At 62.3% G+C, this 26,821-nt stretch carries 22 protein-coding genes; 13 read left to right on the top strand and 9 right to left on the bottom strand.

All coding sequences use genetic code 11. The annotated features are described in order from the left end of the window. Positions 1–124: 124 nt before the first annotated feature. Positions 125–571 (top strand): NUDIX domain-containing protein, encoded by a 447-nt coding sequence (locus K1X71_01085; protein ID MBX7071713.1) that lies wholly within the window; start codon positions 125–127, stop codon positions 569–571. On the opposite strand, the gene K1X71_01090 is transcribed toward K1X71_01085, so the two are convergent. Further along, a complete protein-coding gene (locus tag K1X71_01090; protein ID MBX7071714.1) occupies positions 568–1,722 on the bottom strand; it encodes a hypothetical protein in 1,155 nt (384 codons plus the stop codon). The two genes, K1X71_01085 and K1X71_01090, sit on opposite strands and share 4 nt — an antisense overlap. A 201-nt stretch (positions 1,723–1,923) precedes the next feature. Between K1X71_01090 and K1X71_01095 the strand changes: the two genes are divergently transcribed. The 11 genes from K1X71_01095 (at position 1,924) to K1X71_01145 (ending at position 17,468) form a co-directional block, all read left to right on the top strand. After that, positions 1,924–2,226, top strand: a complete 303-nt coding sequence (locus K1X71_01095; GenBank protein ID MBX7071715.1) for a hypothetical protein — start codon at positions 1,924–1,926, stop codon at positions 2,224–2,226. Between the two features lie 27 nt (positions 2,227–2,253). Next, complete coding sequence (locus tag K1X71_01100) at positions 2,254–2,532, top strand: acylphosphatase (GenBank protein ID MBX7071716.1); 279 nt, start codon at positions 2,254–2,256, stop codon at positions 2,530–2,532. Positions 2,533–2,563: 31 nt separating this feature from the next. Then, positions 2,564–3,520, top strand: a complete 957-nt coding sequence (locus K1X71_01105; protein MBX7071717.1) for an ABC transporter permease — start codon at positions 2,564–2,566, stop codon at positions 3,518–3,520. 185 nt (positions 3,521–3,705) lie between these two features. Then, positions 3,706–4,716, top strand: a complete 1,011-nt coding sequence (locus tag K1X71_01110) for a DUF1207 domain-containing protein (GenBank protein MBX7071718.1) — start codon at positions 3,706–3,708, stop codon at positions 4,714–4,716. Positions 4,717–4,869: 153 nt separating this feature from the next. Next, on the top strand, positions 4,870–5,400 hold the full coding sequence (locus K1X71_01115; protein ID MBX7071719.1) for a PEP-CTERM sorting domain-containing protein: 531 nt from the start codon (positions 4,870–4,872) through the stop codon (positions 5,398–5,400). An 83-nt stretch (positions 5,401–5,483) separates the two neighbouring features. Further along, positions 5,484–5,765 carry a peptidylprolyl isomerase gene (locus K1X71_01120; GenBank protein ID MBX7071720.1) on the top strand — a complete coding sequence of 94 codons (282 nt, stop codon included), beginning with the start codon at positions 5,484–5,486 and terminating at the stop codon, positions 5,763–5,765. A 15-nt stretch (positions 5,766–5,780) separates the two neighbouring features. After that, on the top strand, positions 5,781–7,352 hold the full coding sequence (locus K1X71_01125) for a PQQ-like beta-propeller repeat protein (protein ID MBX7071721.1): 1,572 nt from the start codon (positions 5,781–5,783) through the stop codon (positions 7,350–7,352). A gap of 44 nt (positions 7,353–7,396) precedes the next feature. Further along, entirely contained in the window at positions 7,397–11,734 is a 4,338-nt protein-coding gene (locus tag K1X71_01130) for a DEAD/DEAH box helicase (protein MBX7071722.1), read from the top strand. An 84-nt stretch (positions 11,735–11,818) separates the two neighbouring features. Beyond that, on the top strand, positions 11,819–13,156 hold the full coding sequence (locus K1X71_01135; protein MBX7071723.1) for a hypothetical protein: 1,338 nt from the start codon (positions 11,819–11,821) through the stop codon (positions 13,154–13,156). Next, positions 13,149–16,058, top strand: coding sequence for a c-type cytochrome (locus K1X71_01140; protein ID MBX7071724.1), 2,910 nt, complete (start codon positions 13,149–13,151; stop codon positions 16,056–16,058). Before K1X71_01135 ends, K1X71_01140 begins: the two co-directional genes overlap by 8 nt. Before the next feature lie 81 nt (positions 16,059–16,139). Next, a complete protein-coding gene (locus K1X71_01145) occupies positions 16,140–17,468 on the top strand; it encodes an MFS transporter (protein MBX7071725.1) in 1,329 nt (442 codons plus the stop codon). Here the strand turns inward: K1X71_01145 and K1X71_01150 are convergent. The 7 genes from K1X71_01150 to K1X71_01180 all read right to left on the bottom strand — a co-directional run bounded on the left by K1X71_01150 (position 17,455) and on the right by K1X71_01180 (position 24,174). Then, positions 17,455–18,000, bottom strand: a complete 546-nt coding sequence (locus K1X71_01150) for a hypothetical protein (protein MBX7071726.1) — start codon at positions 17,998–18,000, stop codon at positions 17,455–17,457. The genes K1X71_01145 and K1X71_01150 overlap by 14 nt on opposite strands. A 27-nt stretch (positions 18,001–18,027) precedes the next feature. After that, positions 18,028–19,392 carry a glutamine synthetase family protein gene (locus K1X71_01155; protein ID MBX7071727.1) on the bottom strand — a complete coding sequence of 455 codons (1,365 nt, stop codon included), beginning with the start codon at positions 19,390–19,392 and terminating at the stop codon, positions 18,028–18,030. A gap of 35 nt (positions 19,393–19,427) precedes the next feature. Then, the gene (locus K1X71_01160; GenBank protein ID MBX7071728.1) at positions 19,428–20,888 is read right to left on the bottom strand and encodes an aldehyde dehydrogenase family protein; all 1,461 of its coding nucleotides are present in this window, start codon (positions 20,886–20,888) and stop codon (positions 19,428–19,430) included. Between the two features lie 7 nt (positions 20,889–20,895). Continuing rightward, positions 20,896–22,029: an iron-containing alcohol dehydrogenase gene (locus K1X71_01165; GenBank protein MBX7071729.1), complete on the bottom strand. Its 1,134-nt coding sequence runs from the start codon at positions 22,027–22,029 to the stop codon at positions 20,896–20,898. 362 nt (positions 22,030–22,391) lie between these two features. Continuing rightward, positions 22,392–22,847, bottom strand: a complete 456-nt coding sequence (locus tag K1X71_01170) for an Hsp20/alpha crystallin family protein (protein ID MBX7071730.1) — start codon at positions 22,845–22,847, stop codon at positions 22,392–22,394. Between the two features lie 373 nt (positions 22,848–23,220). Beyond that, positions 23,221–23,898 carry a DUF1080 domain-containing protein gene (locus K1X71_01175; GenBank protein ID MBX7071731.1) on the bottom strand — a complete coding sequence of 226 codons (678 nt, stop codon included), beginning with the start codon at positions 23,896–23,898 and terminating at the stop codon, positions 23,221–23,223. Between the two features lie 108 nt (positions 23,899–24,006). Beyond that, complete coding sequence (locus tag K1X71_01180) at positions 24,007–24,174, bottom strand: hypothetical protein (protein MBX7071732.1); 168 nt, start codon at positions 24,172–24,174, stop codon at positions 24,007–24,009. Between the two features lie 217 nt (positions 24,175–24,391). Between K1X71_01180 and K1X71_01185 the strand changes: the two genes are divergently transcribed. Continuing rightward, a complete protein-coding gene (locus K1X71_01185; GenBank protein ID MBX7071733.1) occupies positions 24,392–24,952 on the top strand; it encodes a hypothetical protein in 561 nt (186 codons plus the stop codon). Positions 24,953–24,961: 9 nt separating this feature from the next. On the opposite strand, the gene K1X71_01190 is transcribed toward K1X71_01185, so the two are convergent. Continuing rightward, entirely contained in the window at positions 24,962–26,797 is a 1,836-nt protein-coding gene (locus K1X71_01190) for a TIGR03960 family B12-binding radical SAM protein (GenBank protein MBX7071734.1), read from the bottom strand. Positions 26,798–26,821 lie beyond the last annotated feature (24 nt).

Here is a 26,821-nt window from a genome sequence, read left to right on the forward strand (position 1 = left end):
ATGGAATGAACAGCGCCGGCGCTGGGCCCGGGGCGCATTGCGTCAAGGAATTCTACCGAGACTGATTCGTTTTTTCGATGCTGGCGCGCTGTTAGGCGCCCAGTAGGCTTGATTTCGTCTTCTGATGGCTATGACAAACGCGTTCGACGCCAATTCTGCCGTCAAACGCCGCGGTGCGGTCGCCGTCATCGTGCGCGACGAGCGATTGCTGGTTATTCGCCGTTCGCGGCATGTGCCGGCGCCTGGCCGACTCTGTTTTCCGGGCGGCGGAATCGAGCCAGACGAAAGCGAGGAAATCGCGCTCATCCGCGAAATTCGTGAGGAATTGAACGTGAGCGTCCGTCCGGTAAGGCGGCTGTGGAGCAGCATCACGCCATGGGGTGTGGCGTTGGCCTGGTGGTTGGCCGATTTGCCGACAGACGCTGCGCCGGTGGCGACCCCTGCCGAAGTGGAGTCGATTCACTGGTACACGATCGACGAAATGCGCAATCTGGCTGAACTGCTCGAGAGCAACCACGATTTCCTCGCCGCGCTCGCGCGAGGCGAGTTTTCACTCGGTAGCGAACCCTAATCCGAGGGCAGCGGCGCCGGCTCGGCGTCGGCTTCCGAATTGGTAGGCGCAGGTTTGCTCGGGGCGCCACGTGGCTTTTTGGCAGCGCGGGTGGCGGCGTCGCGCCGATCGAGTTCCATTCGCGCCGGCGTGCTGTACGTCGCCGGTTGCGCGGCAGAATCAATCGTTGGCTGGGCAGCGGCCGGCAAGTCGCGCGCGCTGCCGCGCCGATTACCGACGATCGGCTGCGCGCCGAAGATCATGCCCGTGGGGGCTGCAAGCGTCGCCGGCGTCTCGGCGCTGGCGACCGGCGACGGTGGCGGCAAGGCAACGCTGGCTGGCTTGCGCGAACTCGCCTCGATGGCGTCATACTGCGTCACGCGACTGATCCATTCAGCGAGTTGCAACAGTTGATTTTGGTCGGCTTCGCCGAAGAGCGGCAATTGGCTATCGGCATGAGGATTAGTCGCCGCCTGGATCAATTTGCTCCGCGCAGGGTCGCTGTGGTCGATGAATTTGAGCGCCGAATACAAATTGCGCTGCGTGATACGCGCGGCTTGATTCTTGTTAGACGGGGGACGCAACAGCCGCAAAGTCTGGTTACCTGAGAGACCATGACAGCCCGACGTTCCACACCGATTGAGGAGCATCGGTTGCACAACGTGGGCAAAATCCTCCGCCGTCCCACGCGGCAGGCTGCGAATCAATCGTTCCAACTCCTCGGCGCCAATGGTCCGTTCGCTGTCCGCTTCCGCAGGAACGACGCGGCGCGGCGCGTTGGCCTGCTCAAGCCGCCGTTTGACGTAAACTATCCGGCGATCGGTGGCGTCGATTTGTTCGGCCGTGGTCACCTCGCGCGCAGCGTGCTCCGTCAGTCCTTGGTCGATGCACCAAACAGCAATTTTGAGATGATGTTCGACGCTGGTGGCATCGCCACGCCCGGCCAGCAGGCGATAGGCCTCGTCCAGCGATCCACAGACAAATGCGACCTCGTCGCGGCGCAGACGGATTTCCCCGCTGTCCCGACGCACATGCAATCGGCCATCGCGCTGAGTGACCCGACCATGGAGGGTACGCCCATTGTTCAAGAGCACCACCTGGTCGGCGGTCAATTCGAGCGCGGGCGGGGCGGCCACCACTCCGCCGGCCGCCAGCAGCAGGCAGAAGATCACAGGCGCGCGACGGTATCGACGGAAAACTGCCATATCGGGGCGGGAGACTAGGACGGCCCCGGATGAGCGTCAAGGTCAGACGCGATGTGGCTTCAGTTGGCCAACAATGCGATGGTCAGATACTTTCCCATAACGCTCCAGGCTGGCTATCTTACGAAACAGGGGGCGAAATGGGGGACCCAGCGTGCGAGGCAAAATCAGGTGATTCAAAGCGCGACCGGCTCGCCAGGAAATCCTTCTCCCTGGACGCTGTTGCACGGCCAGGAGATCGTGATCGACCTTGCCAGCCCCTTTGTCTATTTGGGGCGATTAGTGGGGGAGGGGGGAGGATTCGTCGAGTTGGAAGGGGTCGACGTACACGACTTGCGCGACACTTCGACCACCCGCGAGCGCTATATTTTGGATTGCCGATTGCACGGGGTACGTCCGAATCGACACCGTGTGTGGGTCAGGCTGGCAGACGTGGTGGGCGTGTCGCGATTGGCAGATGTGGTTGTGGAATAGGCCGCATTGGCCGTGGTAGCCAATTGAATGAGCCATACCGAACGTCGCCGCGTACTGTATTATGGAAGGGTGCAGGGGGTCGGTTTTCGGTACACAGCCCAGCGGCTGGCAGGGCGGTTTGCCGTAACCGGATTCGTGCGTAATCTGCCCGCCGGCAACGTGGAGCTCGTGGCCGAGGGAGTACCGCTGGAGATCGAGCGTTTCTTGTCCGCCGTGCGCGAGCAAATGAGCGACGGCATCCAGTCGGAGCAGGCAGCCACGAGCGACGCCACTGGCGAGTTCCGCGGATTTGAAATTCACCGTTAGTTTATCGCATCCAGTTTGAGAATAAGTTGGCATGACCAGTATGTTGTCGCGTCCCCCAGTGCTGCTCGCGCAGCTCCCTACTTGGTTCAGCGCCACGGGCTATGTCGCCCTGGGGGCGGTAGCGGCCCTGGCCGCGTTGGTGGCCGCGTACTTCGCTTTGCGATTGGCGCTGCCGAAGGTGGCGGCGATCGCGCTGACCACCGGCAAAGCGGCGCTCGCGCATCCGTTGTTCTGGGTCGAAATCCTCGGCGCCGCGTTTGTGATGATCTTGTTCTTTCCGTTCACGCCGTACTACACGTTCGGCGAGGACATTAAGATGTTGAAAAGCTCCGGCCTGACGTTGATTCTTGTCATGTCGGTGATCTTGGCGCTTTGGACGGCCAGCACCTCGGTGGCCGACGAAATCGAGGGGCGCACCGCGCTCACCTTGCTCAGCAAGCCCATCCGGCGCTGGCAGTTCATCGTCGGCAAGTACCTCGGCATCTTGGGGCCAGTGTTTTTGATGTTCGTGATTCTCGGAGCGGTGTTTCTATGCACCGTTTCGTACAAGGCCTCGTACGACGCCTATGAAACGGCAAGCCCACAGCCGACGATTGAGCAGTGCCATGCCGAGATTTGGCAGATCACGCCTGGGCTGTTTTTGGCGTTCTTGGGCACGGCGGTGCTGACCGCGATCAGCGTCGCCATTTCCACGCGACTGCCGATGATGGCCAATCTGATGATCTGCTCGACCATCTACGTGCTCGGCAACTTGATCCCCACGCTCGTCGAGTCATCGATGGGGCAGTTCCAACTGGTCCGCTTCATGGGGGGCCTGTTGGCGACGGTCCTGCCGGTGCTGGACTACTTCAATATCGAAGCGGGCATCGCAGCCGGCGTCAAAGTTTCGCCAGCTTATCTGGCCTGGGCCACCTTGTATGCGGCGCTCTACAGCGGCGCGGCGCTGTTGGTCGCGCTCATCCTGTTTGAGGATCGCGATCTGGCCTAGTCTTTTCGGCACGACCGGAAGGTCTTGCCTAGCTTGTCGAGCATTTGCCGATTCCACGCGTTCTGGCGCTGGCATCGAGTTTTTCCCCCATTCGGGTCATGCCGATAAGTCCTTAGACACGGGTGGCGCCGGTTCTGCCGCACGCCCCGCGTGATCGTCTTCCCGCATTGGCGTTTCGACCCACCATGCACGATTTCTTGCGCACGAGCACCATTGCCTTACGCCGCTGCTGCGCGGCGCTGGCCATTAGCGTTCACCTTTCCGGCATCGCCGTGGCGCAGATCGAGCGGCTGCCCGACCCGGCCACCGAGATGCGACCCGCTGTGAACGAAGCCTGGTTCACCCAGCAACAATGGGGCGACCAAATCATTCACCGCGGCACGGCGATCGACGAGGTGTCGCCACACAATGCCGATGCCGGCCGCGTCCAGGAGGTGTGGCGCTGGCACGTATTGCCGGCGGGCATGATCTATCGAGCGTACCTGGCCGGCGAAAAAGAATCGCGGATGGCCGGCTATTGGAACTGGGAACAAGATGATGGCGCCTTGTGGGACATCACCTTGGGGGGACGCGCCGCGCTGTTGCGCTACGGCACCTTCGACCCCATTCTGCCACACGGTTTTGAAGTGCAGATCGAGGGCGCGGCGTTCCCGCGACTCGACCCCGATCGCAATCACGATTTGACCTATGCCGACTTTCGCTTTGGCGTGCCGTTGGTCTATAGCCACGGTCCATGGGAGTTGAAACTGGCCTATTACCATCTGAGTTCGCACGTCGGCGACGAGCAGATGATCCACAACAATTCGCTGTTCCGCGTCAACTATGTGCGCGACGCCATCGTTTGGGGGATGGCGTATCGCTGGACCCCCGATCTGCGACTGTATGGCGAAACTGCCTGGGCGTTCAACGCCGATGGCGGCGCCAAGCCGTGGGAGTTTCAGTTCGGCGCCGAATTCAGTCCGTTGACGCCGACAGGCATTCGGCCCGTGCCGTTCTGGGCGCTCAACGGCCACCTGCGGCAAGAGCACAACTACAGTGGCAACCTCGTAGCACAAATCGGCTTGCAGTGGCGCAGCGCGGCGACCGGCGCCCGGCTGCGCACCGGCTTCGAGTATTACAACGGCAAGAGCCGCCAATGGGAAATCTTCAATACGTTCGAACAACAGGCGGGGATCGGCCTGTGGTACGACTTTTGATCGCGGCGCTCGTTTGCTTGACCGACCGCGGCAGGCCGCTTAACCTGCATGCGACATGAGGCTAATTCTCCGCACCAGTGCAAGTCGCTCGTGAACTGAATCACCCGCCGCGCGATTCATTTCTTCCTCCCGACTTATCTAGGTGCATCCCTCATGTCGCTCCAACCATCTCATCGCGGCAGATATAGCGCCGCTTTTTTGCTGGTTTGCTATGCGCTAGTTCCATTGCGCTCCATTGCTGCGCCAACGTATTTTGTTGTTGGCGAGCCGCTGGGTTCGCAGAGCCACTTCGATTCCTACCTATTGCCGCTCGAAGCGCCCACAGACATCGCTGCCGCGCGCGACATGATAGCGAGCGGCGAGCACAAGATTGTCTTCGCGCGGATCGCCCCCGGTTCGGATGGCGTCAACCGCAACCAATATCCGCCCGAACAAATGTGGTCGTGGCACGTGACCGAGTTTCTGGGATTCGGCGACCTGGGCATCGAGATATACGACGGTTGGCCAACGTACGTCGAATCCGACGTGCCGGGTTGGATGGCTAATACGGGCGGTGTGGTTGGCTTCTGGAGCTACACCATCATTAGCGAGGTGCTCCCCGTGCCAGAACCGGCGACACTCCTATTGCTGCTCACCGGCGCCGTGGTCGCTGCTGGTTGGTGGCACTGGGCAACACGTTCATAGCCCCCCCTGCGGACTCGCGTCGCCACCGCTAAACTGAATAAGCCTTCTAAACAGCACACTACTTCTTGCAAGGAATATTCAATATGGCCACCGCCAGCGCACGTCATATATTAGTCGACAGCCAAGAAGCCTGCGACAAGCTGAAGACCGAGATCGAGGCCGGCGCCGACTTTGCCGAAGTGGCGAAGAAGCACTCCAAGTGTCCCTCCGGACGACAGGGGGGCGATCTCGGCAGCTTTCGGCCAGGGCAAATGGTGCCCGAATTCGACCGGGTGGTGTTCAAGGATGAAGTGGGCAAGGTCCACGGTCCGGTGAAGACGCAATTCGGGTATCATCTGATCGAGATCACCAACCGCAGCGGCTGAGAAACACGACTCGCCATGAGCACGCACGACGGATCGGGTGTCGCGTCAGAAACATCCGCGCCACGGCGCACTGGAGTGCGCTGGTGGCCGGCGGTATTGATCGTCGCGGTTGCCGCCGCGTTAGCCGCGGTGCAGTGGAACCGCTACGCCGACGTGCAGCAGTATCGCGTTCTGTGGGTGCTTTCGATCGCGGGGGCGACGGTCATTCTGCTGGCCGCCTGGGGGGCGCTGTTTTCGCGTCTGCCGGCCAAGGCGCGCGCGGCGATTGCGGTGACGTTTCTTTCCGTGGTGGCGCTCGGCGCCGCCACGCTGCGCATCGATGGTGTGACGGGCGATTTGCGGCCGATTCTGAAATGGCGTTTTGCCGCTCCGGAGACGATCGCCACATCGGGCAAAAATGTGGAGATTCAACTGGCCGGTACGCCACGCGACTTTCCACAATTCCTGGGACCCAATCGCAATTCGACTTTGCCAGACATCCGGCTCGACGCCGATTGGCAAGCACGGCCCCCCAAGCTGCTTTGGCGCCGCCCGGTGGGTGAATCGTGGGCTTCGTTCGCCATTGTCGGTGATTACGCCATTACCCAAGAACAGGCCGGGCAAGACGAGCAAATCGTTTGCTACGAGGCCGCCACTGGAAAGCCCGTGTGGCGGTATAGCTACCCAGCCGAGTTTCGCACCGTGATTGCCGGCACGGGGCCGAGAACCACACCGACCGTGGTGGATGGTCGCGTCTATGCCATGGGAGCAACCGGCATTTTGACCTGCCTCGATGGCAACACCGGCTCAAAAATCTGGTCGCGCGACACGTTGGCTGACGCCGGCGCGGAGAATCGCGAATGGGGCGTTTCGTGTTCTCCTTTGGTCACCGGCGAACTGGTGGTGGTGAGCGTCGGCGGACCGAACGAGGCGGCGCTGGCGGCCTACCAATGCCAAACCGGTGAACGCGCCTGGCACGCGGGCAAGGATTATGCGGGCTATAGCTCGCCAGTGCTCGCCACTCTCTGCGGCGTGTCGCAAATCTTGATCGTCAGCGCTCGCAGCGCCACGAGCCACGACCCCACAACAGGCCAAGTGCTCTGGGAGCGCGAATGGGGTTCTGGCAACGCCAACTGCGTCAACGCGATCCCAATTGGCGACAACCGTGTTTTTTTGAGTAGCGGCTACGGATTTGGCTGTGTGCTGTTGGAATTGACCAAGCATGGCGATGCCCTCGGCGTGGAGGAAGTTTGGCCTCACAATCGCAATATGAAGTGCAAAATCAGTAACCCCGTCGTGCATGGCGAGCACTTGTACGGCCTCGATGAAGGGGTGCTGGCCTGCCTCGATTTGCAAACCGGCAAGCGGCTATGGCGAGCCGGCCGCTACGGACATGGGCAATTGCTCTTGGTCGGCGATTTGATTCTGGTGCAGGCAGAATCGGGCGAGGTGCTGCTTGTGCGGCCCAATCCCAAAAAGCTCGAAGAAGTGGCAACCTTGCCTGCGCTCAACGACAAGACGTGGAATGTCCCGTCGCTGGCGGGCAATCTGCTCTTGGTCCGCAACGAACAAGAGGCGGCGGCGTTTGAACTACCATTGGCGCATTAATCCAGGCGGTTTGCCAACTCCTTTCCGGTCGAAATAATGAGACCATGTTGCAAGCTGCCGTCGAAACGCCCGGCCTGCTCCCCTTCGATCCCTTGGTGCGCGATTGGTTTGCGCGCCGTTTTGGCCAACCGACCGAGCCGCAGCGATTGGGCTGGGCCGAGATTATCGCTGGCCGTCACACGCTGATCGCGGCGCCGACCGGTTCTGGAAAGACGCTGGCCGCGTTTCTCGCCTCGATCGATCAACTCATCCGCGCATCGCGGCGCGGCGTGCTGCCCGAGACGACCCAAGTGGTTTATGTCTCGCCACTCAAGGCGCTGAGCAACGACATCCATCGCAACCTCGACGTCCCGCTGTCGGGCATTCGTGAATTGGCGGCACAGGCGGATGAACCGCTTGCGGAGATTCGCGCCGCCGTGCGGACTGGCGACACGCCGTCGTCCGAGCGGCAGAAGATGCTGCGCCGTCCGCCGCAAATTCTGGTCACTACGCCCGAGTCGTTGTACCTGTTGCTCACGTCGGCCAAGGGGCGCGAGATGCTCCGCGACGTGCGCACCGTGATTGTCGACGAGATTCATGCCTTAGCGCGGGACAAACGCGGCTCGCACCTGACGTTGTCGCTGGAGCGACTGGAACATTGGGTGGGACGGCCAATTCAGCGCATTGGCCTGTCGGCAACGCAGCGCCCGATGGAAGACATCGCGCGGTTCCTGGTCGGCACGCGCGATGTTCAAGCTGGGATCGCGGATTGCGCGATTATCGATGTTGGCCACGTGCGCGAACTTGATCTTACGGTGCAAGCCCCCCCCAGCGAACTTGCGGCGGTCTGTTCGCATGAGCAGTGGGACGAGATCTACGCGCAACTTGCCGACTTGATTGCCAGTCATCGCAGTACGCTGGTCTTTGTGAACACCCGCCGGATGGCCGAACGGGTGGCGCATCGACTGATTCAAGAACTCGGCCCAGACGCCGTGGCCAGTCATCACGGCAGCCTGGCGCGCGAGACTCGTCTGTCGGCAGAGGAACGGCTAAAGAATGGCCAGCTCAAAGCGGTCGTGGCTACCGCCTCGCTGGAGCTTGGAATCGATGTTGGCTTTGTCGACCTGGTGTGTCAGGTTGGCACTCCCCGTTCCATTGCCACGCTGCTTCAGCGGGTTGGGCGTTCTGGCCACGCATTGGGTCTCGTGCCGAAGGGACGCCTGCTGCCGCTGACGCGCGACGAACTGTTGGAATGTTTGGCGCTGGTCCGCGCGGTGCGGCGCCGGCAGCTTGACCGGATCATCATTCCCCGCGCGCCGCTCGACGTGCTGGCGCAACAAATCGTGGCGATGACCGCCTGCGACGAATGGTCGGAAACGGAACTATTGGAAACCGTGCGCCGTGCGGCGCCCTATCGCGATTTAACGCCGGCCGCATTTGCGGATGTGCTCAACTTGCTCACCAACGGCATCAGCGGCGCACGGCACGGCGCCTATCTGCACCGCGACGAAATCAATGGCACGCTCAAGGCGCGGCGCGGCGCGCGGATTGCTGCGACTAGCTCCGGCGGAACGATCCCGGAGACCGGCGATTTTCGCGTCGTGACAGCGAACGACCGAACCTTTGTCGGCACGCTGAACGAAGACTTCGCGCTGGAGAGCCTGGCGGGCGACATCTTCCTATTGGGCAATCAATCGTGGCGCATCCTCTATGTGCGCGGCGGCGAAGTGACGGTCGAGGACGCGCATGGCGCGCCGGCGACCGTGCCGTTTTGGCTGGGAGAGGGCCCGGGACGCACCAATGAACTTTCGGCGGAGGTTGTGGCGCTGCGCGGCGAAGTCGCCGCGCGTGTGGCGCTCGCCGGCGGAATGGAGCCCGACCTGAGCGAGGCGGTGGAGTGGCTGCAAACGGAGTGCTGCGCGCCGGTCGAAGCGGCCCAGCAGGCCGCGCGCTATGTGGCCGCGCAGCAAGCGGCGCTGGGAGTGGTGCCGTCGCAACAGCAGATCGTTTTCGAACGCTTCTTCGACGAATCGGGCGGCATGCAGCTTGTGATCCATGCGCCGTTTGGCGCTCGCGTCAATCGGGCGTGGGGCCTGGCGATGCGCAAGCGCTTTTGCCGCAGTTTCGATTTCGAACTGCAAGCGGCGGCCGACGACAACGCGATCCTCTTGTCGATCGGGCCACAACATAGCTTCGCGATCGATGCCCTGTTCGGCATGTTGTCGCCGCGCAATGCCGAAGAGCTCTTGGTGCAAGCGCTATTGGCCGCACCGATGTTTCAAACCCGCTGGCGCTGGAATGTGACTTGCGCTTTGGCCGTGCTGCGGCAACGCGGCGGCAAGAAGATTCCCCCTTTCCTGCAGCGTTTCCGTTCCGACGATCTGCTGGCGTCGGTGTTTCCAGAAACCGTGGGCTGTCTGGAAAATCACTCGGGAGACATCGAGATACCCGATCATCCCCTCGTCCGGCAAACGCTCAACGATTGCCTGCATCAGGCAATGGACCTCGATACCTGGATCGGCGTGCTCGGCAGCCGCGAACAGGGCGGCATCGAGTTCATCGCGCGCGACACGCGCGAGCCCTCTCCGTTTGCGCATGAGATCCTAAACGCCAACCCCTACACGTTCCTCGACGACGCGCCGCTCGAAGAGCGCCGCGTGCGGGCGCTGACGTTACGCAGGTCGCTGTCGTTCGAAGCGCTCTCTGATCTGGGGCGGCTCGACCCGGAGGCGATTGATCTGGTGGTCGCAGAGGCGCAGCCGCAGGTCCGCGACGCCGATGAGTTGCACGACGCGCTGTTGACCTTGACAGCGCTCTCGATTGAAGACTTTCGGCATTGGAGCGGTTGGTTCGATCGACTCGTTGCGGCCGGGCGTGCCACGCTCGTCGAGCGCGCGGGGGAAGGTCCGCTGTGGGTCGCCGCCGAACGTTGGCCCGCGGTGTCCGCCATCTATCGCGGGGCGCAAGCCCGCCCCAGCGTGTCGCTACCGGCGCATCTCGATCGCGCCTGGGAGCGGACCGAGGCGCTCTCACTGCTGGTGCGCGGTCATATACAATCGTCCGGGCCAATCACCGTGGAAGCTCTGGCAGCGCGATTGGGCCTTTCGACAGCGGAGGTCGGCGCGGCGCTCGAGGCGCAGGAAGGTGAAGGCACGGTGATGCGCGGGCATTATCGCGCCAGCGCTGCTACAACCAACGACAACACCGGCGCAGTCGAGTGGTGCGATCGACGCCTGCTGGCGCGTATTCACCGGCTGACGCTCGACGGACTGCGGCGACAGATTCAACCGGTCGAGGCAATCGATTACCTGCGGTTCCTGGCGGCGCACCAGGGAATTCTCGGCGAACAGCGGCCGCTCGGTGTCGGCGGCCTGCGCTCGACAATCGAGCAATTGCAAGGCTATGAGATGCCGGCCGGTGTCTGGGAAACGCGCGCCTTGCCCGCGCGCGTGTCGGACTACGAACCGGCGCTGTTGGATCAATTGGCGATGTCCGGCATTCTGGCCTGGGGACGCCTGCGCACGCCACGCCGCGATCCGGAGGATGGTCCCAGTTCGGCGGGCATGACCCGCGCGGCTGGCATCACGCTGGCACAGCGCGAAGATCTGGCCTGGTTGATTCCGCCCGATCGCGCGAGCGACATGCCTCTGCGTGGCAACGCGCAAACCGTGCTGGAACTTTTGGAATCGCGCGGCGCGCTCTTCTATCACGAATTACGCTCGGCGGCCGACTTGCTGGAGGCTCATTTGGACGACGCCCTGCAAGAGCTAGCCGCCGCGGGCCTGGTCTCCGCCGACACCTTTGGCGCGGTGCGCTGGATTGCCACGCGTGACCGCGCCAGCCTAGACCGCAAGCGGCGTCACGCGCGCCGTCGCGGCGCGCTGGCGGCATCGCCCGCCACCTCGGGGCGCTGGTCCCGGTTTCCGGGCGTTTTCAAACCGCCGACCGAAGAAGAGCGCTTGAACCGCTGGGCGCGGCAACTGCTTTCTCGCTGGGGGGTGGTGTTCCGCGACCTGCTACTACGCGAAAACTCGACGCCCCCTTGGGGCGATCTGGTGCGCGTCTATCGGCGCATGGAAGCGCGGGGCGAAATTCGCGGTGGCCGATTTGTGGCGGCAGTCGGAGGGGAGCAATACGCGCTGCCGGGCATCGTGGAGTCGCTGCGCCGCTTCCGCGACAAAGAGCTAAGTCGTGAGTGGTTCGTTGTGTCGGCAGCCGATCCCTTGAATCTGGCGGGCATCCTGACCGACGAGCCGCGCGTCCCTTCGATCCATACTTACACACTGGCGGTGCGGGATGGGAGGCTGATCGCCTCGCGCCAAGCAGGTGAGCTGCGCTGGCACGACGAAATTCCGCCCGATGAAGTGGCGGAAATTAGCCGACGCCTGCGGCGCAGCGTTTGAGCGCTCGTGCGAGTCGAAACGCGCAGCGCGCCTTGCTACCATAGTGCCTCGAACGTTGACCCGCGCATTCCCAGGAGCCGCATCATGCGTGTCGCGATTGCCGCCATTGTTCTGTTAGCTGCCTCGCTGTGCCGCGCGGAGGACGCCGCGGATCGCGCGCAATTGAGTGTCGGGGCCGCCGCGGTGAATATCCAGGCCGACGACTCCATGGTGATTGGCGGCGGCATCCACGGCGGCGCCGTACAGGGCCAAGACGGACAACTGCGAGCCGTGGCGGTGGTGCTGGAGAAGCCTGGCTCGCCGAGAGCGGCGATCGTTGCGTGCGACGTGTTGATGCTTAATCGCGACCTGCTCGACCCGGTGGTGGATCAGATCAGCAAGAAACACGGCATCCCGGCCGAAGCGATTCTGATCAACGCCACGCACACGCATCATGCGCCCAGTACGGTCACAGTCCACGGCTACGCGCGCGACGAGGAGTTTTGTCGCCGAGTTCAAGCGGCAATTGTCAGCGCGGTCGATGGGGCGGTCGAGCAACTCGCCGACGCCCGATTTTTCTTCTGCTTGGGCGAGGAATCGTCGGTGGGGCAGAACAGCCGGCTGCTGTTGGGTGACAACACCGTCTTCTGGACAGGCAAGTACGACGACGCCCTCCGCCCGACTGGTCCCTTCGATCCAGAACTGCCTGTGCTTGCTTTCAAAGGCCAAGACGGCAAATTGCGAGCGCTGATTTTCAATCACTCGACGCACACGATCGGCGCGCGAACCGCTGGCCGCTCCCCGTCGTTTTATGGTCTTGCCGCGCAAGAACTGGAGCAGGAACATGGTGGCGTGGTGTCGTTCTTGGAAGGCGCGTCAGGATCGACGCACAATTTGACGCTCAATTGCGCCGAGATGATCTTGCGCATCAAAGCAGCGGTGAATCGTGCGCTCGCGCTGGCCGAGCCGCTGCCGGTGGATCAAATTCGAGCGGCCAAGAGGCCATTCAAGTATCGAGTTCGCAAGTTCGACGAGGCGCAAGAAGAAGCGACCGTTGGCGCCTATTGCCAGCGCCGGATTCCTAGCGTTTGGGAGAGCGTGGCCAAAGTGTTTCGCCAGCAGCGCGCCGTCTTGGCGCCGCATCAGGGAGAAGAGCGCAGTACTTGGCTACAAGTGATCACGATTGGCGATGTGGCGATCGTGGGGGTGCCCGCCGAATTCTTTACGCGGCTTGGACAGGAGATCAAACGCCGCTCTCCTTATCGCTATACCTATGTGGCCGAGTTGGCCAACGATTGGATTGGCTATCTGCCCGACCGAGAAGGGTTTGAACTTGGCGGTTATCAAACTTGGACCGGGCTGCACAGCCTGGCCGAGCGCGGCACGGGCGAAGCCGTGGTCGATGCCGCAGTGGCCATGCTGAATGAGATGCATCATGAATAAATGGATCTGGCGTTGCCTCTTGTGGTCTTGCTGCGGCGCCGCCTGGGGCGAAGAGTCGCAGAGCCCGCTTGCCCCGGGGGATGAATTCCAAACCTTTCAGTTGGCCGACGAGCGACTGACGATTGAATTGGTGGCGGCCGAGCCAGATGTCATTGACCCGGTGGCCTGCGCTTGGGACGAGCGGGGAAACCTCTATGTCGTCGAAATGCGCGACTATCCCGAAGGGCCGGCGCCGGCAGGGCAGATCAAGTTGCTCAGAGATACCGATGGCGACGGTCGCTACAGCCAATCCAGCGTGTTCGCCAGCGAACTGAACTATCCCACTAGCGTGCTGCCGTACCGCGGCGGCGTATTCGTCACTGCGGCGCCCAATTTGTGGTATTTCAAAGACACCGACGGCGACGGGCAGGCCGACGAGCGACGCGTGGTCTTCACTGGCTTTGGCGAAGGCAACCAGCAACTGCGGGTCAACGGCCTGACCTGGGGGCGCGATGGCTGGATCTATGGCTCCAATGGACGGAGCGATGGCGAAGTGCGCCGGCCCGAGCAACCGTCGGAGAGCGCCGTCTCGCTGCGCCGGCACGACTTTCGCTTTCATCCTGAAACTTTGGCGTTTGAGCCGATGGCCGGCACAAGTCAGTACGGCGTGGCGGTCAACGACGCCGGCGATCACTTTCTCAGTTGGAACACGGTGCCGATGCGGCACATGGTGATCGCCGATGCCTGGCTGGCGCGACACCCAGGGTTGGCCGGCGCCTCGGCATTGAACATCTTGATCGATGCCAGCAAGACGGGGCGCGTCTATCCGCTGGCGCTGCCGCGGACTTTCAATCGCGAATCGATTCAGCATTTCAACGCAAGTTGTGGGCTGGCCATCTATCGAGGCGACGCGTTGCCAACCGAATACGTTGGCAACGCCTTGGTGTGCGAGGCGTTATTGGGCCTGGTTCATCGCCGAGTGCTCGTGCCCGACGGCGCCACCTATCGCGGCGAGCGCGGACCGCAAGAGGTAGAGCGCGAATTACTGGCGGCAAGCGATCCTTGGTTTCGGCCTGTCAACTTAACGACCGGCCCCGACGGCGCGCTGTACGTGGTCGACTTCTATCGCAAATGGGTCGAGCATCCGCAGTTTGTGCCGGAGGCGTCGCGCGGCGGCGTCGATTATCGCACCGGCGACGATCGCGGACGAATCTGGCGGATTCGCCAAAAGGATCGGCCTGCCGCGGCGGCCGCGCCCTGGCCAGACCAGTGCGATACCGCTGCTTTGGTCGATCGACTCGATCATGCTTGTGGCTGGCAGCGCGACGCGGCCCAGCGATTACTGCTCACGCGGGGCGACTCGCCAACCGTCGATCTGGTTCGGCGTGGATTGGATGCGACCCGCAGCGTCCAAGGACGCCGGTTGGCGTTGGCAACGCTAAATGCCTTGGACGAGCTACCTTCAGAACTGCTGCTGAAGTCCCTGAATTATCCGGAAGCGGAGATTCGGGAGTTGGCGCTCACGCTGATTCCCGAGCAGCGACGTCCTGAACCTCAGTTTGTCACCAGCGTATTGAAGTTGGCCACCGATGAGAGTCCACGCGTTCGATTGCAAGCCGCGCTGGCGCTCGGCGAACTCAAGCTGCCGGCGGCGCTCAACGCCATGGCAACCCTCGCCTCAGCGCACCCCGACGACAAGTGGCTGCGACTGGCGCTCTTGAGCGGACTGGCCGAGCGCGAGCTTGAGTTCGTCAGACAAGTCGTGGCTCAAGCGCCCCAGTGGCTGGCGGCGCCTAACGCCGCGCAGCAATCGGCGCTGCGCGATGTTGGTGAATTGTTGGGCAGACGTGGAGATCAAGCTGAACTGACCAGCGCGCTGGCGCTGGACGACAAAGGTAAACTATCGCCGGGCCAACTGGCCCTGACGACCGGCATTGGCACGGGATTGGAAACAACCGGCAAGCGTCTCGATATGGCGCTCGCCGGCGATTCGCAGGCGGCTCGGCGACTTGCGGCGCTGCTTGAGCAAGCGGTGACAATCGCCAGCAACGCCAATCAGACCGCGGAGCATCGCGCGTTGGCGATTGAACTGCTGTCGAGCGCAGCCCCCCGCAAGACGCTAGACGTGCTGTCGCTACTAGACGCGAATCAACCCGACGAAGTGCAGTTGGCCGCGGCACGGGCCATGGGCCGTTGGGCAGATTTCGAGCTAGCTCGCTCCGCGATGGAGTTATGGGGTCGGCTTTCGACCAAGACGCGGCGTCAATTCGCCTCATCACTATTGCGTACGCAGCCGATGGTGGCCGTCTTGCTCGATGGGCTGGAGGCAGGAACCGTCGCCGATGGCGAACTCGATGCGGCGCAGCGCGAGGCCCTCTGGCGTATCGACGACGGCGCGTTACGCGCTCGGGTGGGCAAGCTCATTGGCGAACCTGGCAAGTCGGACCGCTCCGCAGTGGTGAACGATTTTCAAGCCGCGTTGCAATTGCCAGGAAACGGTCCGCGCGGCGCCCAACTGTTTCAGCAGCATTGCAACACCTGCCACGCGATGGCAGGGCAGGGGGGGCACATCGGTCCCGACCTGGCTAGCGTGAAGTCGCGCGCTGCGGCGGCGCTGCTGGTCGATGTCCTCGACCCAAGCCGCGAGGTTCCGCCCGACTATATGAACTACTTGATCGAAACAGCCGACGGGCAACTCCTCGGCGGACTCCTGGTCGCGGAAGCGGCCAATGCGATCACTCTCCGTGGCGTCGATGGCGCGCAAGCCACCATCGCCCGAGAGCGGATTGAACGCTTTCAATCGACCGGCAAATCGTTGATGCCCGAAGGGTTTGAGCAGAAGCTGGCGCCGCAAGATATAGCGGATGTGCTGGCGTTCTTGACTCAAACCGAGAGCAAGGCGCCACCGAAACCACGGCCATAGCCGCTGCCAGGCGCCCTTCGCGCCACGAACGGACACAGCGACAATGTAGCGGTCGATCTCGACCACTCACCACGGACATAGATGCCCCACCGCGACGAGCAACCCAGTTCGGACGAAGCGCACGACCCGTTTTCGGCACTGCGCTTGGCCGACTTTCGCCGCTTCATGGGGGGCAATCTGGTGTCGGTCATTGGACTGCAAATGCAGTCGGTGGCAGTGGGCTGGGACATCTACGATCGCACCGGCGAAGCGCTCAATCTTGGCCTGGTGGGCCTCGTGCAATTCCTGCCAGTCCTATTCTTGGCGCTCCCGGCGGGACACACAGCCGATCGTGTGAATCGCAAGTCGATCTTGCTGGTCTGCATGGCGGCGATGACTACGGTGTCGGCCACCATGACCTGGATCTCGTACACGCGCGGGCCGATCTGGGGCATGTATGCGTGCCTGGGACTGGTCGGGATGATTCGCGCCTTTCAACAGCCGGCCAAGGCGGCGATTGTGCCGCTCATCGTGCCGCGTGAAAAGTTCGCCAACGCGGTGACCTGGAGCACCGGTGGCTTTCACTTAGCGTCGATTGGCGGTCCGGCGCTGGCGGGCGGTGTGATCGCCTGGGCCGGGCATGCTTGGACTGTCTATCTACTCGATGCGACTTGCGCCGCCAGTTTCATGGTCTTGCTTTGGCGCATGCGTGTTCCGCCACAACAGCGCGCCGAATCCGAGCCAGGTTGGGTCGCGCTGGCCGCTGGCCTGCGCTACGTGTATCAAACCAAAGTGATGTTCGCTGCGCTCGCGCTCGACATGGTGGCCGTGCTGCTGGGCGGGGCCACAGCGCTGATACCGATTTTTGCCGACGACATTCTCAAGGTCGATGCGGTCGGCTATGGTTGGCTGCGCGCCATGCCCGCGATCGGAGCGCTGCTAATGGCGTTCGCGCTGGCGGCGTTGCCTCCCATTCAAAAGGCGGGGCGCGCGCTATTGTGGTCGGTGGTGGGCTTTGGATTGGCCACTATCGTCTTTGGCGTATCGACCCACTTCGCGCTTTCTTTGGCGGCGTTATTCATGATTGGCGCGCTCGACAACATCAGCGTGGTGATTCGCCATACTCTGGTGCAAACGCTCACACCCGACGCGATGCGCGGCCGCGTATCCGCGGTGAACAGCCTGTTCATCGGCGCCTCCAACGAGTTGGGCGGCTTCGAGTCGGGAATGGTGGCGCACTATTTCGGCCCCGTGTTGTCGGTGGTCACCGGCGGCGTCGGCACGTTGATCGTGGTGGGTTTGACGGCGCTGGGTTATCCCGAGCTACGACGCTACGGTCGACTGGGGGGCGTGATTTCGCCGCCGGAAAAGGTCGACACGCCTGCCGACGTCGAAGCGGCGATCACCGACACCGAAGCTACGACGGTTTGAGCCGTTGCCTGCCGTGAGCGCTGCGGATGGCAAGAACGACCACCAGCAGCGCCTGCAACAGCGCGCAGAATATGTAGAGGTAGGCCGTGCGCATAACAAAGCCGCCCACCAGAGGGCGTTTGTCGTGCCCCCACTCGCAGATGATCCGGCCGGTGAACGGGATGTCCCAGATCCAGAGCGAAAAGGGAACCCACGCGATGAAAAACGGCGCCACGGCCAAACGCACCAGCCAAAGGCGCTCGCCTAGCCAGTACAAGAGGCCGGCATAAACCAGCGCCCACGCCAGAGAAGGATCGCGAGCGATCCAGCGGGCGACGACATCCAGCGTATAATCGGGCCCAAAATCATTGAGCATGCAGCGCGGCCGATAAAAGATGCCGTGATGCAACTGCGCGGTGAGCGGGATGACCGCAAGGAGGCACGTTAGCGCCCACCAGACGCGCTCCGTGTGGTCACTCGGCGTCGATCGCTCTCCCAGCGGCGCCGACAGCGGAAAGAGCACGCCCCAAAGCGCGCGGCCGAGTGTGAACATCGACAATCTCTCCGCAGGGCAGGGGGGTCAAATTCGTTCGAAGTACCGCATCAAGTCCCAATCGGTGACCGCGGCGCGGTAGGCCTGACATTCCAGCCGCGCCGTGTGGACATAAAAATCGATCGCTGCGTCGCCCAGCGCCCGCCGCGCCATCTGGCTGCCGTCGAGCAGATCGGCGGCTTCGTCGAGCGACTTGGGAAGTCGCGGCAATGAATCGTTGATGTAGGCGTTGCCGGCGTACGGTTCGCCGCAATCGAGTTTTTCTTCGATGCCTTGTAGGCCGGCCACGATGGTGGCCGCGTAGGCAAGGTACGGATTCGCGTCGGCGCCCGGCGCGCGATTTTCGATGCGGAGCGATGCGCCATGTCCCACCACGCGCAATGCCGTGGTCCGGTTATCATGCGCCCACACCAGCGAAGTCGGCGCCCAACTGGCCACCTGAAATCGCTTGTAGCTGTTGATCGTCGGCGCGAAGAAATATGACATCTCACGGGCGTACTTGAGCAGTCCGCCGAGAAACGCGCGGAATTCACCCGTTGGCTGGTCGCTTTTGTCGACGAATCGCGAGCGATTGCCCTCGGCGTTCCAAAGGCTGGTATGCAGGTGAAAGCTGCTGCCTGCCTGATCGCTGGCCAACTTGGCCATGAAGGTGATGGCGCGCCCCTCCTGCGCGGCGATCTCCTTGGCGCCATGCTTGAAGATGACATGGCGGTCGGCCATTTGCATCGCCTCGGCATAGAGCAAGTTCAGCTCGTGCTGGCCGCGTCCCCATTCTCCCTTGCTGCCTTCGACCGTGATGCCCGCCTCGTGCATTTCGTTGCGGATGCGGCGCAAGACGTTTTCATCGCGACCGCATTGCAGCACGTGATAGTCGATCAGGTAGTCCGACGAAGGCGCGAGCTGCTGATAGCGCTTTTGGCCGGCCGACTCATAGCTGTCGTGAAAGAGATAAAACTCCAACTCGGAGGCCATAAAGACCGACATATCCTTGGCGGCCAGACGCTCGATCTGCGCCTTGAGGATCGAACGCGGCGCCTCGACAATTGGACCTCCTGCTTCGTGCTCCAGGTCGCACAGCACCAGCGCCGTGCCGCGGCTCCAGGGAAGCGCGTGCAGCGTGCCCAAGACCGGCTTGAGATGAAAATCGCCGTAGCCTTGATCCCAGCTCGCCAGGCGAAAGCCATCGAGCGGGTTCATCTCCATGTCCACCGTCAACAGATAGTTGCACGCATGTGTGCCGTGTTTGACGACGCTCTGCAGAAAGTGGCTGCGGGTCATCCGCTTGCCCATGAGTCGCCCGAAGACATCGGGGAAGGCGACGACGACCGTGTCGATCTCTTCAGGACTGAACCAGGCGGGGAGCCATGCCAGGGCTTCTTCGGTATTGCTCATCGCGAGGTTCCTGTTGGCGAAGAAATCTTTTGTCGTCAAAAGCCGGGCACGCGCACAAAGACATTGCGAGTTTCGGTATAGAGCCGCATCGCTTCCATGCCAAGGTCGCGCCCGAAGCCACTGCGCTTGAATCCGCCAAACGGCGCTTCTTGATAGACGCTGCTGTTGGTGTTGACGCTCAGTACGCCGGTTTCGACGTTGCGGGCGACGCGCAGCGCGCGTTCGACGTCGCGAGTCCAAATCGATCCGGAGAGACCATACAAGGAGTCGTTGGCCAGTCGTACCGCCTCGGCTTCGCCCTTGAACGGGATGACGCACGCGACCGGGCCGAAAATCTCCTCCTGGCATACACGCGATTGATTGGGGAGCCGATCGATAATCGTGAGGTCGAGATACCAACCGGTCGAATGAGGCTGCTTGCCGCCAGTCAGCACGCGCCCGCCTTCGCTCTTCGCCAGGTCGATATAACTCTCCACATGTCGCCGCTGGCCTGCGGAAACCATCGGCCCGACTTGCGTCGAGTTTTGCAGTGGATCGCCAACAATAATCTTTTGAGTGGCGGCAACAAAGGCTTCTACAAAGCGGTCGTAGACTGTTTGCTCAACCAGCATGCGGCTGCGGGCGCAACAGTCCTGGCCCGTGTTAGCAAAAACCGAAAGCGGGGCCGCCTCGGCCGCGGCTTCGATGTCGGCGTCGGCAAAGATGAGGTTGGGGCTCTTGCCTCCCAATTCGAGCGAGACCCGCTTAATGTCGTCGGCGGCGAGCTTCATGATCCGCGTGCCGGTCGTCGTCTCGCCAGTAAAGGCGATCTTGCGCGTGAGGGGATGGCTGACCAGAAAATCGCCGATCTTGCCCCCCGGGCCGGCAAGCACCTGTAGCACGCCGCGTGGCAGACCGCTGTCGAGCGCGAGTTTGCCCAATTCCAGGGCTGAGAGCGGAGTCAGGCTGGCCGGCTTGAGCACCACCGAATTGCCGGTCGCCAAGGCGGGCGCCACCTTCCAGCAGGCCATCAAGAACGGAAAGTTCCAAGGAACGATCGCGGCAACGACGCCCACCGGAATGCGCAGCGTGAAATCAAAACCTTCGTTACGAGTCGGTATCGTTTCGCCCGTGAAGGCGTTGATCACGCCGGCGTAGTATTCAAAACAACGTGCGCCGGCGTTGATTTCCCAACGGGCGTCCTCGATCGGTTTGCCGACATTGCGCGCCTCGATGGTCGCTAGGCGCTCGGCGTTTTCTCGAATCAGCGCCGCGATGCGCAGCAGAGTCTCGCTGCGCCTGGGCACCGTCTGCTTCTGCCACAGTTCTTCTCGAAAGGCGCGTTCAGCGGCCACCAGCGCCGCCTCCACCTCGGTCTTGCCAGCGGCGGGCACTTCGCACAGCGGCTTCTCGGTAGCAGGCTCGGTCAACTTGATCGTGCCGCCGGTGGCCGACTCGCGCAGCGCGCCATCAATGACCAGAGCGCTGGGGAACTGCAATGAATTAGTCTCGGTCATGGTTCGTTCACCAGGCGGCTTGATAGAGGCGCAGCATGTCGGTCACGGTGCAAGACCGTGGGTTAGTCAAATGGCAGCCGTCTTCCATCGCTTTCTTCGCCAAATAGGGAAGCCGTTCCTCCGTCACCTTCACCTCGCGAAGCCGTGGCGGAATCTTTAGTTCGGCATTCAATTCGGCAAGGAATTGCGCCACCTGTTCCGCGGGGTCCTTGCCAGAGGCCAGCCCTAGCGCTTCGGCAACGCGGCCATATTGCTTGCTATCAACTTCGCCGTTGAATCGCACCACATGCGGCAGCACGATGGCATTGGCCAACCCGTGATGGACGCCGAACTCCGTGGACAAGGGATGCGCCAGCGAATGCGCGGCGCCAAGGTCTTTTTGGAACGACACGGCGCCCATCGCCGCCGCGATGAGCATGTTGCCGCGCGCCTCCAGGTCTTTGCCGTCGCGGGTGGCGCGCGGCAGAAAGAGGCGCACCAGTCGCACCGCTTCCAGCGCGATGGCATCGCACATCGGGTGAAACACGGGGCAGACGAACGACTCGATGGCGTGGGTCATCGCGTCCATGCCGGTGGCGGCGGTCAGATGCGGTGGCAAGCCCACCGTGAGCTCGGGATCGAGAATCGCCAGATTCGGCATCAGCGGTGGGCCGCCGAACACAGCTTTGCGGTTCCAGCGCTCAATGGTGATGACGGTGCTGCGCCCCACTTCGCTGCCAGTGCCGGCGGTGGTGGGAATGGCGCACATCGGCGTCAACCACGCGGGCAGATCGGCCATCGGAGCGTCGGCCAGTTCGCGATCGGGAAAGGCGGCCTTGATCCGCACCGCCTTGCCGCCATCCAGGGCACTGCCACCCCCCACGGCCACAATGGCGTCGCACTCGGCTTCGCTGTAGACCGCCCAGGCGCCATTGACATCGGCCTCGACCGGATTGGGATGCACCTCGCTAAAGGCGCACCACGAACCAGGCCAGACACGATCCATCTCGGCCGCAATCAGCCGATACGCTTCGGTCTTGGTCAGGCCGTTGTCGGTCACCAAAAGCGGGCGCTTGGATTGGTGCGACTGCGCGAACTCCTCGAGCGCGCGACGCGCGCCGGCGCCATAGCGGATGAGCGTGGGAAAACTGAAGGTCGTCAATGCAAGCGGCGAGGCGCCCATACGCGGCCCGAGTGTGATTGGCAAAGATCCCGGATGCTTAAGTCCGGCGAGTCTACGACGCCGCGCCGCCTGGGGTCAAGGAGCGAGAGGTTACCGCCCGGAAAGAACCACCTCGCCGGCCGCGCTTGCCAGAAGTCCCCAGCGCTGCCGGCCCAAGGACGCTGGATCAGGGGCCGTGGAAATTGAGCTTGCCTTGGGCGTCAATTGGCCCTTGCCCCCATGAGGCATCAAAAGTTGGCAAGCAAAAAAACAAAGCCGGCGGCGCGCTCGCGCGCGACGCCGGCTTTTCCATCACCCGAGTTCAACGGGCCAGCGGCAAGTTTCCGCGCCCTGTCAGACGCTTACGATTCGTTCGTCTTGACGTGAATCTGCTTGGGACGCGCGCTTTGCGCCTTCGGCAGCTTGAGCGTCAACACGCCATGCTTATATTCCGCCGCAACTTTCTCCTCGTCGACCGCGGTGGCCAACGGAATCACGCGACGGAACTGCCCGTAGTACCGCTCCATGCGGTGCCAGGTCTTGCCTTGTTGCTCTTCCTCAAACTTCTTTTCTCCGGTGACCCACAACTCGCCCTCCTTGAGCTCGATATGAAAGTCCTCGGCCTTCATGCCCGGCAGCTCCACCGTGACTTCGTAGTGGTCTTCCGCCTCGCAAAAGTTGGTGCGGGGCGCAAATACCTGCGGCGCAGGCGCATCGGAGCCGCCCTTGAAGAACTGATCGAACAAGGTGTCCACTTCGTGGCGCAAGTCGACCAGTGGACGAGAGAACTCGGTCCAGGGAACCAATCCACGTACCATGATGCAACTCTCCTTTCCGTTTCGGTTCTATACGTGCGAGGGACACAAATGGTTCGCGCGTCGCGCTCGATTCTTACTGATTCTTCAGCGTCATTTGATCGTCTCGCCGCTACCAACCACGAACGCATTTCAGGCGCCAAACCATTGTCGCCTCGCGGCCATCACGCCAACCGCAAGCGCAACTGGCGATCGCGATTCGGCTTTGGACAATGACGGAGTAATGCGAGTCCAGGACCGCCGCGCAACGGGCGGCTACCTTTTGGCGCCAGAACGGCAGCGTCGCCCTGTCATTGCGGCGCCAGCGCAAAAAAAAGAGGCCGCGCCGGTAACTTGAGCACGACCTCTTTTGCTAGCAGCGCTGCTGATTTCGCCCTCATTTAAGCGTGGTCAGCTTGTCCTCGGGAAAGGTTGTAAGAATCAGGTTTTTGAAGTGGATTTCCTGCGGCACGGTGTTTGAGTGCAGTTGCAGACCGATCGGACCTTCCTTGACGCGATCTGGTTCCGGGTCGCGCCAGTCGACCACCTGCGTGCCATTCACCACCACGCGCACGCGGTTGCCTTGAGCGAGGATTTCCAGGTCGTTCCAATCGTGCTGCTTGCCAACCGCCATGGCCGGCTTGCCATCGACCGGCAGGCCGTTGCGGCCAAACAGGTCGTACATGCCCCAGCCCGAGGGGAACATCACCAGATGGCCGGCGTAAGTGTATTTATCACCGTGCTCAGGGGCGTTGCGGCCCCACATGGCAATGCCGGAGTGCATCTCGGATTCAACCAGCTTGACGGTGGCTGACAGCCGAAAATCGCTGAACTTGCGATCGGTCAACAGGTAAGTGCTCACTTTGATCGGGTCGGTGTTCTTGGCGACGATCACTCCGTCCTGCACCGACCAAAGATGAGGATGCCCGGTCCAGCCAGTCAAATCCTTGCCATTGAACAGTTCTATAGTTTCCGACTTTCCCTCGCGCGGCGGAACCACGGGGGCTTCGTCGGCCGCGCGCAGCGGCGCAAATGACAGCAGCAGGATCAGCGAGAATAAAACAGCGACGCGCATGGTCGTCCTTTCGCAGCGGCGATTGATTTCATAAAAACGCGATGGGCATCGTAAATCGACGACCGGCAGCAAGCAACAAATGGCGCCGGAATCGTGCGCGATACCCAGCTATTCCGATCCGCGCCACACCCTAGCGTCCAAATAGTGATAGAGCTTGCCGCAGCAGATCGGTCCGGCGGCCAGTCCCGCGACGATGCCGATTGCGAAAAGAGGATAAACGAGCACTGCGAAGCCCAACTTGGCCGCAGCGACTCCCAGCGCGGCTCCAATGCTCATGCCGATAATTGGACAGCCAATCATGAAAATCGGGGCCAGCAGCACTGCTAAAGCACACCTTAACGGCACTTTGAAACGCGCCCTTCGCATGCAGGAATTGTATCGTGCTTGCTACGGGTTTCTGCCACGCACCGCGATTTGCTACGTGAATCATTGCTCCGCTGATCGCTGGGCCATAAATTGCAAGGGCAGGGGGCGCCGCGCTAAGGAACATGCCATGCGATGGATACTCATCGCCGCATTCACCGTCGCGATCGAGGGCGCCGTTGCTCTTGGGCAGCAACCCACTACGGTGCAGCTACCCACCTTCTCGTCTTTCTCGGTCGACACCAGCGTCTCTGTGCCCGATAGCGGCGCCGGCTTCACTGAAGCCGCCCGTCAAGCCCGCAACCGATATCACACGGGACTAAAACCCGCCGGCGCGAAACTCGGTGGCATGCAGCGCGGTAGGGAAGGGCAGGGGGGCGCAGGGCCGATGAGCACAGTGCTAAGCGCCGGTAGCGCCAGCGTCCATGTGACGATTCACGAGCCACCGCGCGATTGGCCGTCGGCAGCGCGGCGCGGCGCCACTGTCGATCTGGTCGCGGAGTTCGCACGAGCCAAGGAGAGTTCGGCTGGCCGCCCGGCCATGAGCGTGCCGCGAGCGCGGCAACTCCACCTCGCGGACGAGCTGACGGCGCGCGGCGACCGGGCTAAAGCTACCGGCAATCAGGCGGCGGCGAAGGTGTACTTCGAAAGCGCCGTACGCCAAGGTTACAAGCGCGCGGCAACGCCCTGATGACGCGGCTCAAGTGGCGCTGGCCATCGCCGCCAGTTGTACTGTGGCCCGGCCGTGCTCCTTCTCCAGGTATTGCCGACCTTTTTTCACATTCAGATGGTCCCACGGCAATCGGCCATCCACGGCGTAGGGGCGATGCAGCGCCGCTTCGACGTCGACGCCGTCGTCGCGCAGCGCTTCCCACCACAGATCGGGCTTGGCATGTTCCGTCCAACCATCGAGACGCGCGCCACGCCGCCAGGCTAGTTCGATCGCTTCTCCCACGCGGCGGTCGCCACGGCTGACGACCCCTTCGAGCAGGCTGGTCTCGACGCCGTGACATTTGACGCTCACCGAGCGCATTCTGACCCGGCTCCTGAGATACCGGTGCGCCCACTGAAAATATTCGCGACGCTGCATCTCGTTCCACTGGTAAGGCGTGTGCGCCTTGGGGACAAAGTTCGAAACGCTGGCGGTTACTTGCGCCGGCCGGCCCATCACCTCGCGGCCGATTTGCGAGATGGTCTCCGCCATGTCGATGATGCCATCGAGATCGACCGGTCGCTCACCCGGCAGCCCACACAGGAAATAGAGCTTCACGCGATGGAAGCCATGCTTGAAGGCCTCACGGCAACCGTCGTACAGATCCTGGTTGCTGATCTTTTTGCGGATCTGCTCGCGCATGTCGTCGCGCGCCACCTCCGGAGCTAAGGTCAGGCCGCCGCGTCGATCGGTGGAGAGCATCGTCGCCACGTTCTTAAGCTGCTCGTTCACTCGCAAACTGGGGACCGAGACGTTCACTCCCAGCGGCGTGAAGACCTCGCTCATGCGGCGCATAAGCTCTTCGAAGTGCGGATAATCGCTAGTTGAAAGCGACAACAGCGAAATCTCGTTGTAGCCCGTCGCGTGATAGCTTTCGAGCGCGGCCTGCACGATCGTCTCCACCGTGCGAAAGCGCAGTGGTCGCTTGATGACCGTGCTCTGGCAGAAGCGGCATTGCCAAGGGCAACCGCGCATGATCTCGATGGCGATGCGGTCGTGGACGCACTCGATATACGGCACGATCGGCCGCGTGGGGAGCGGCATCGCCTCCAGGTCGCCAATCACCGCCGGTTCGATGCTGTCGGGCACGTCCGAGCGAGTGCGATTGAGCGCGGCCAGCCGACCATCGTCAAAATACTCCGGCTCATAGAAGCGCGGCACATAGGCGAACGGAATCCGCACGGCCAGTTCGGCCAGCAATTCCTCACGCTGCCGTCGGCCAGCTTCACCGCTGGCGATCGCCCCTGCGGCGCGCAGCGACTCGACGCGCGCCAACCACTCGTCGCAGATGATTGGCAAACTCGGCTCGCCGTCGCCCGTGACGAACAGATCGATAAATGGCGTCAGGGGCTCGGGATTCTGGGCACACGGGCCGCCGGCAATCACCAGCGGATGTTCGAGCGTCCTCTCGGCGGCGCGCAGCGGCAGACCGGCCAGATCGAGCATGGTCAGGATGTTTGTGTAGCCCATCTCGTACTGGAGGCTAAAGCCGATCACATCGAACTCGGCCAGCGGCGTGAAGGTTTCCAGCGAGTACAGCGGCACGGCGTGCTGCCGCAGTTGAGCTTCCATGTCGGGGAGCGGCGTAAACGACCGTTCGCAGGCCCAATCGGCGCGGCTGTTCATCTGGGTATAGAGCACCTGCAAGCCATGATGGCTCATGCCAATGATGTAGGCGTCTGGAAACGCCAGACATAGCTTGCCGCGGAGTCGACCATGATCCTTGACGACCATGTTTAATTCGCCGCCCAAGTATTGGGCTGGCGTCTGCACATGGCAGAGGATTCGCGAGGCGACAAAATCTTTGAGCTTTTCGTTCAACATGCGCGCACAAAGGCCCTGGGCGAT

The organism is Pirellulales bacterium (genome assembly GCA_019694455.1).
In the GTDB taxonomy this organism is placed as follows: Bacteria; Planctomycetota; Planctomycetia; order Pirellulales; family JAEUIK01; genus JAIBBY01.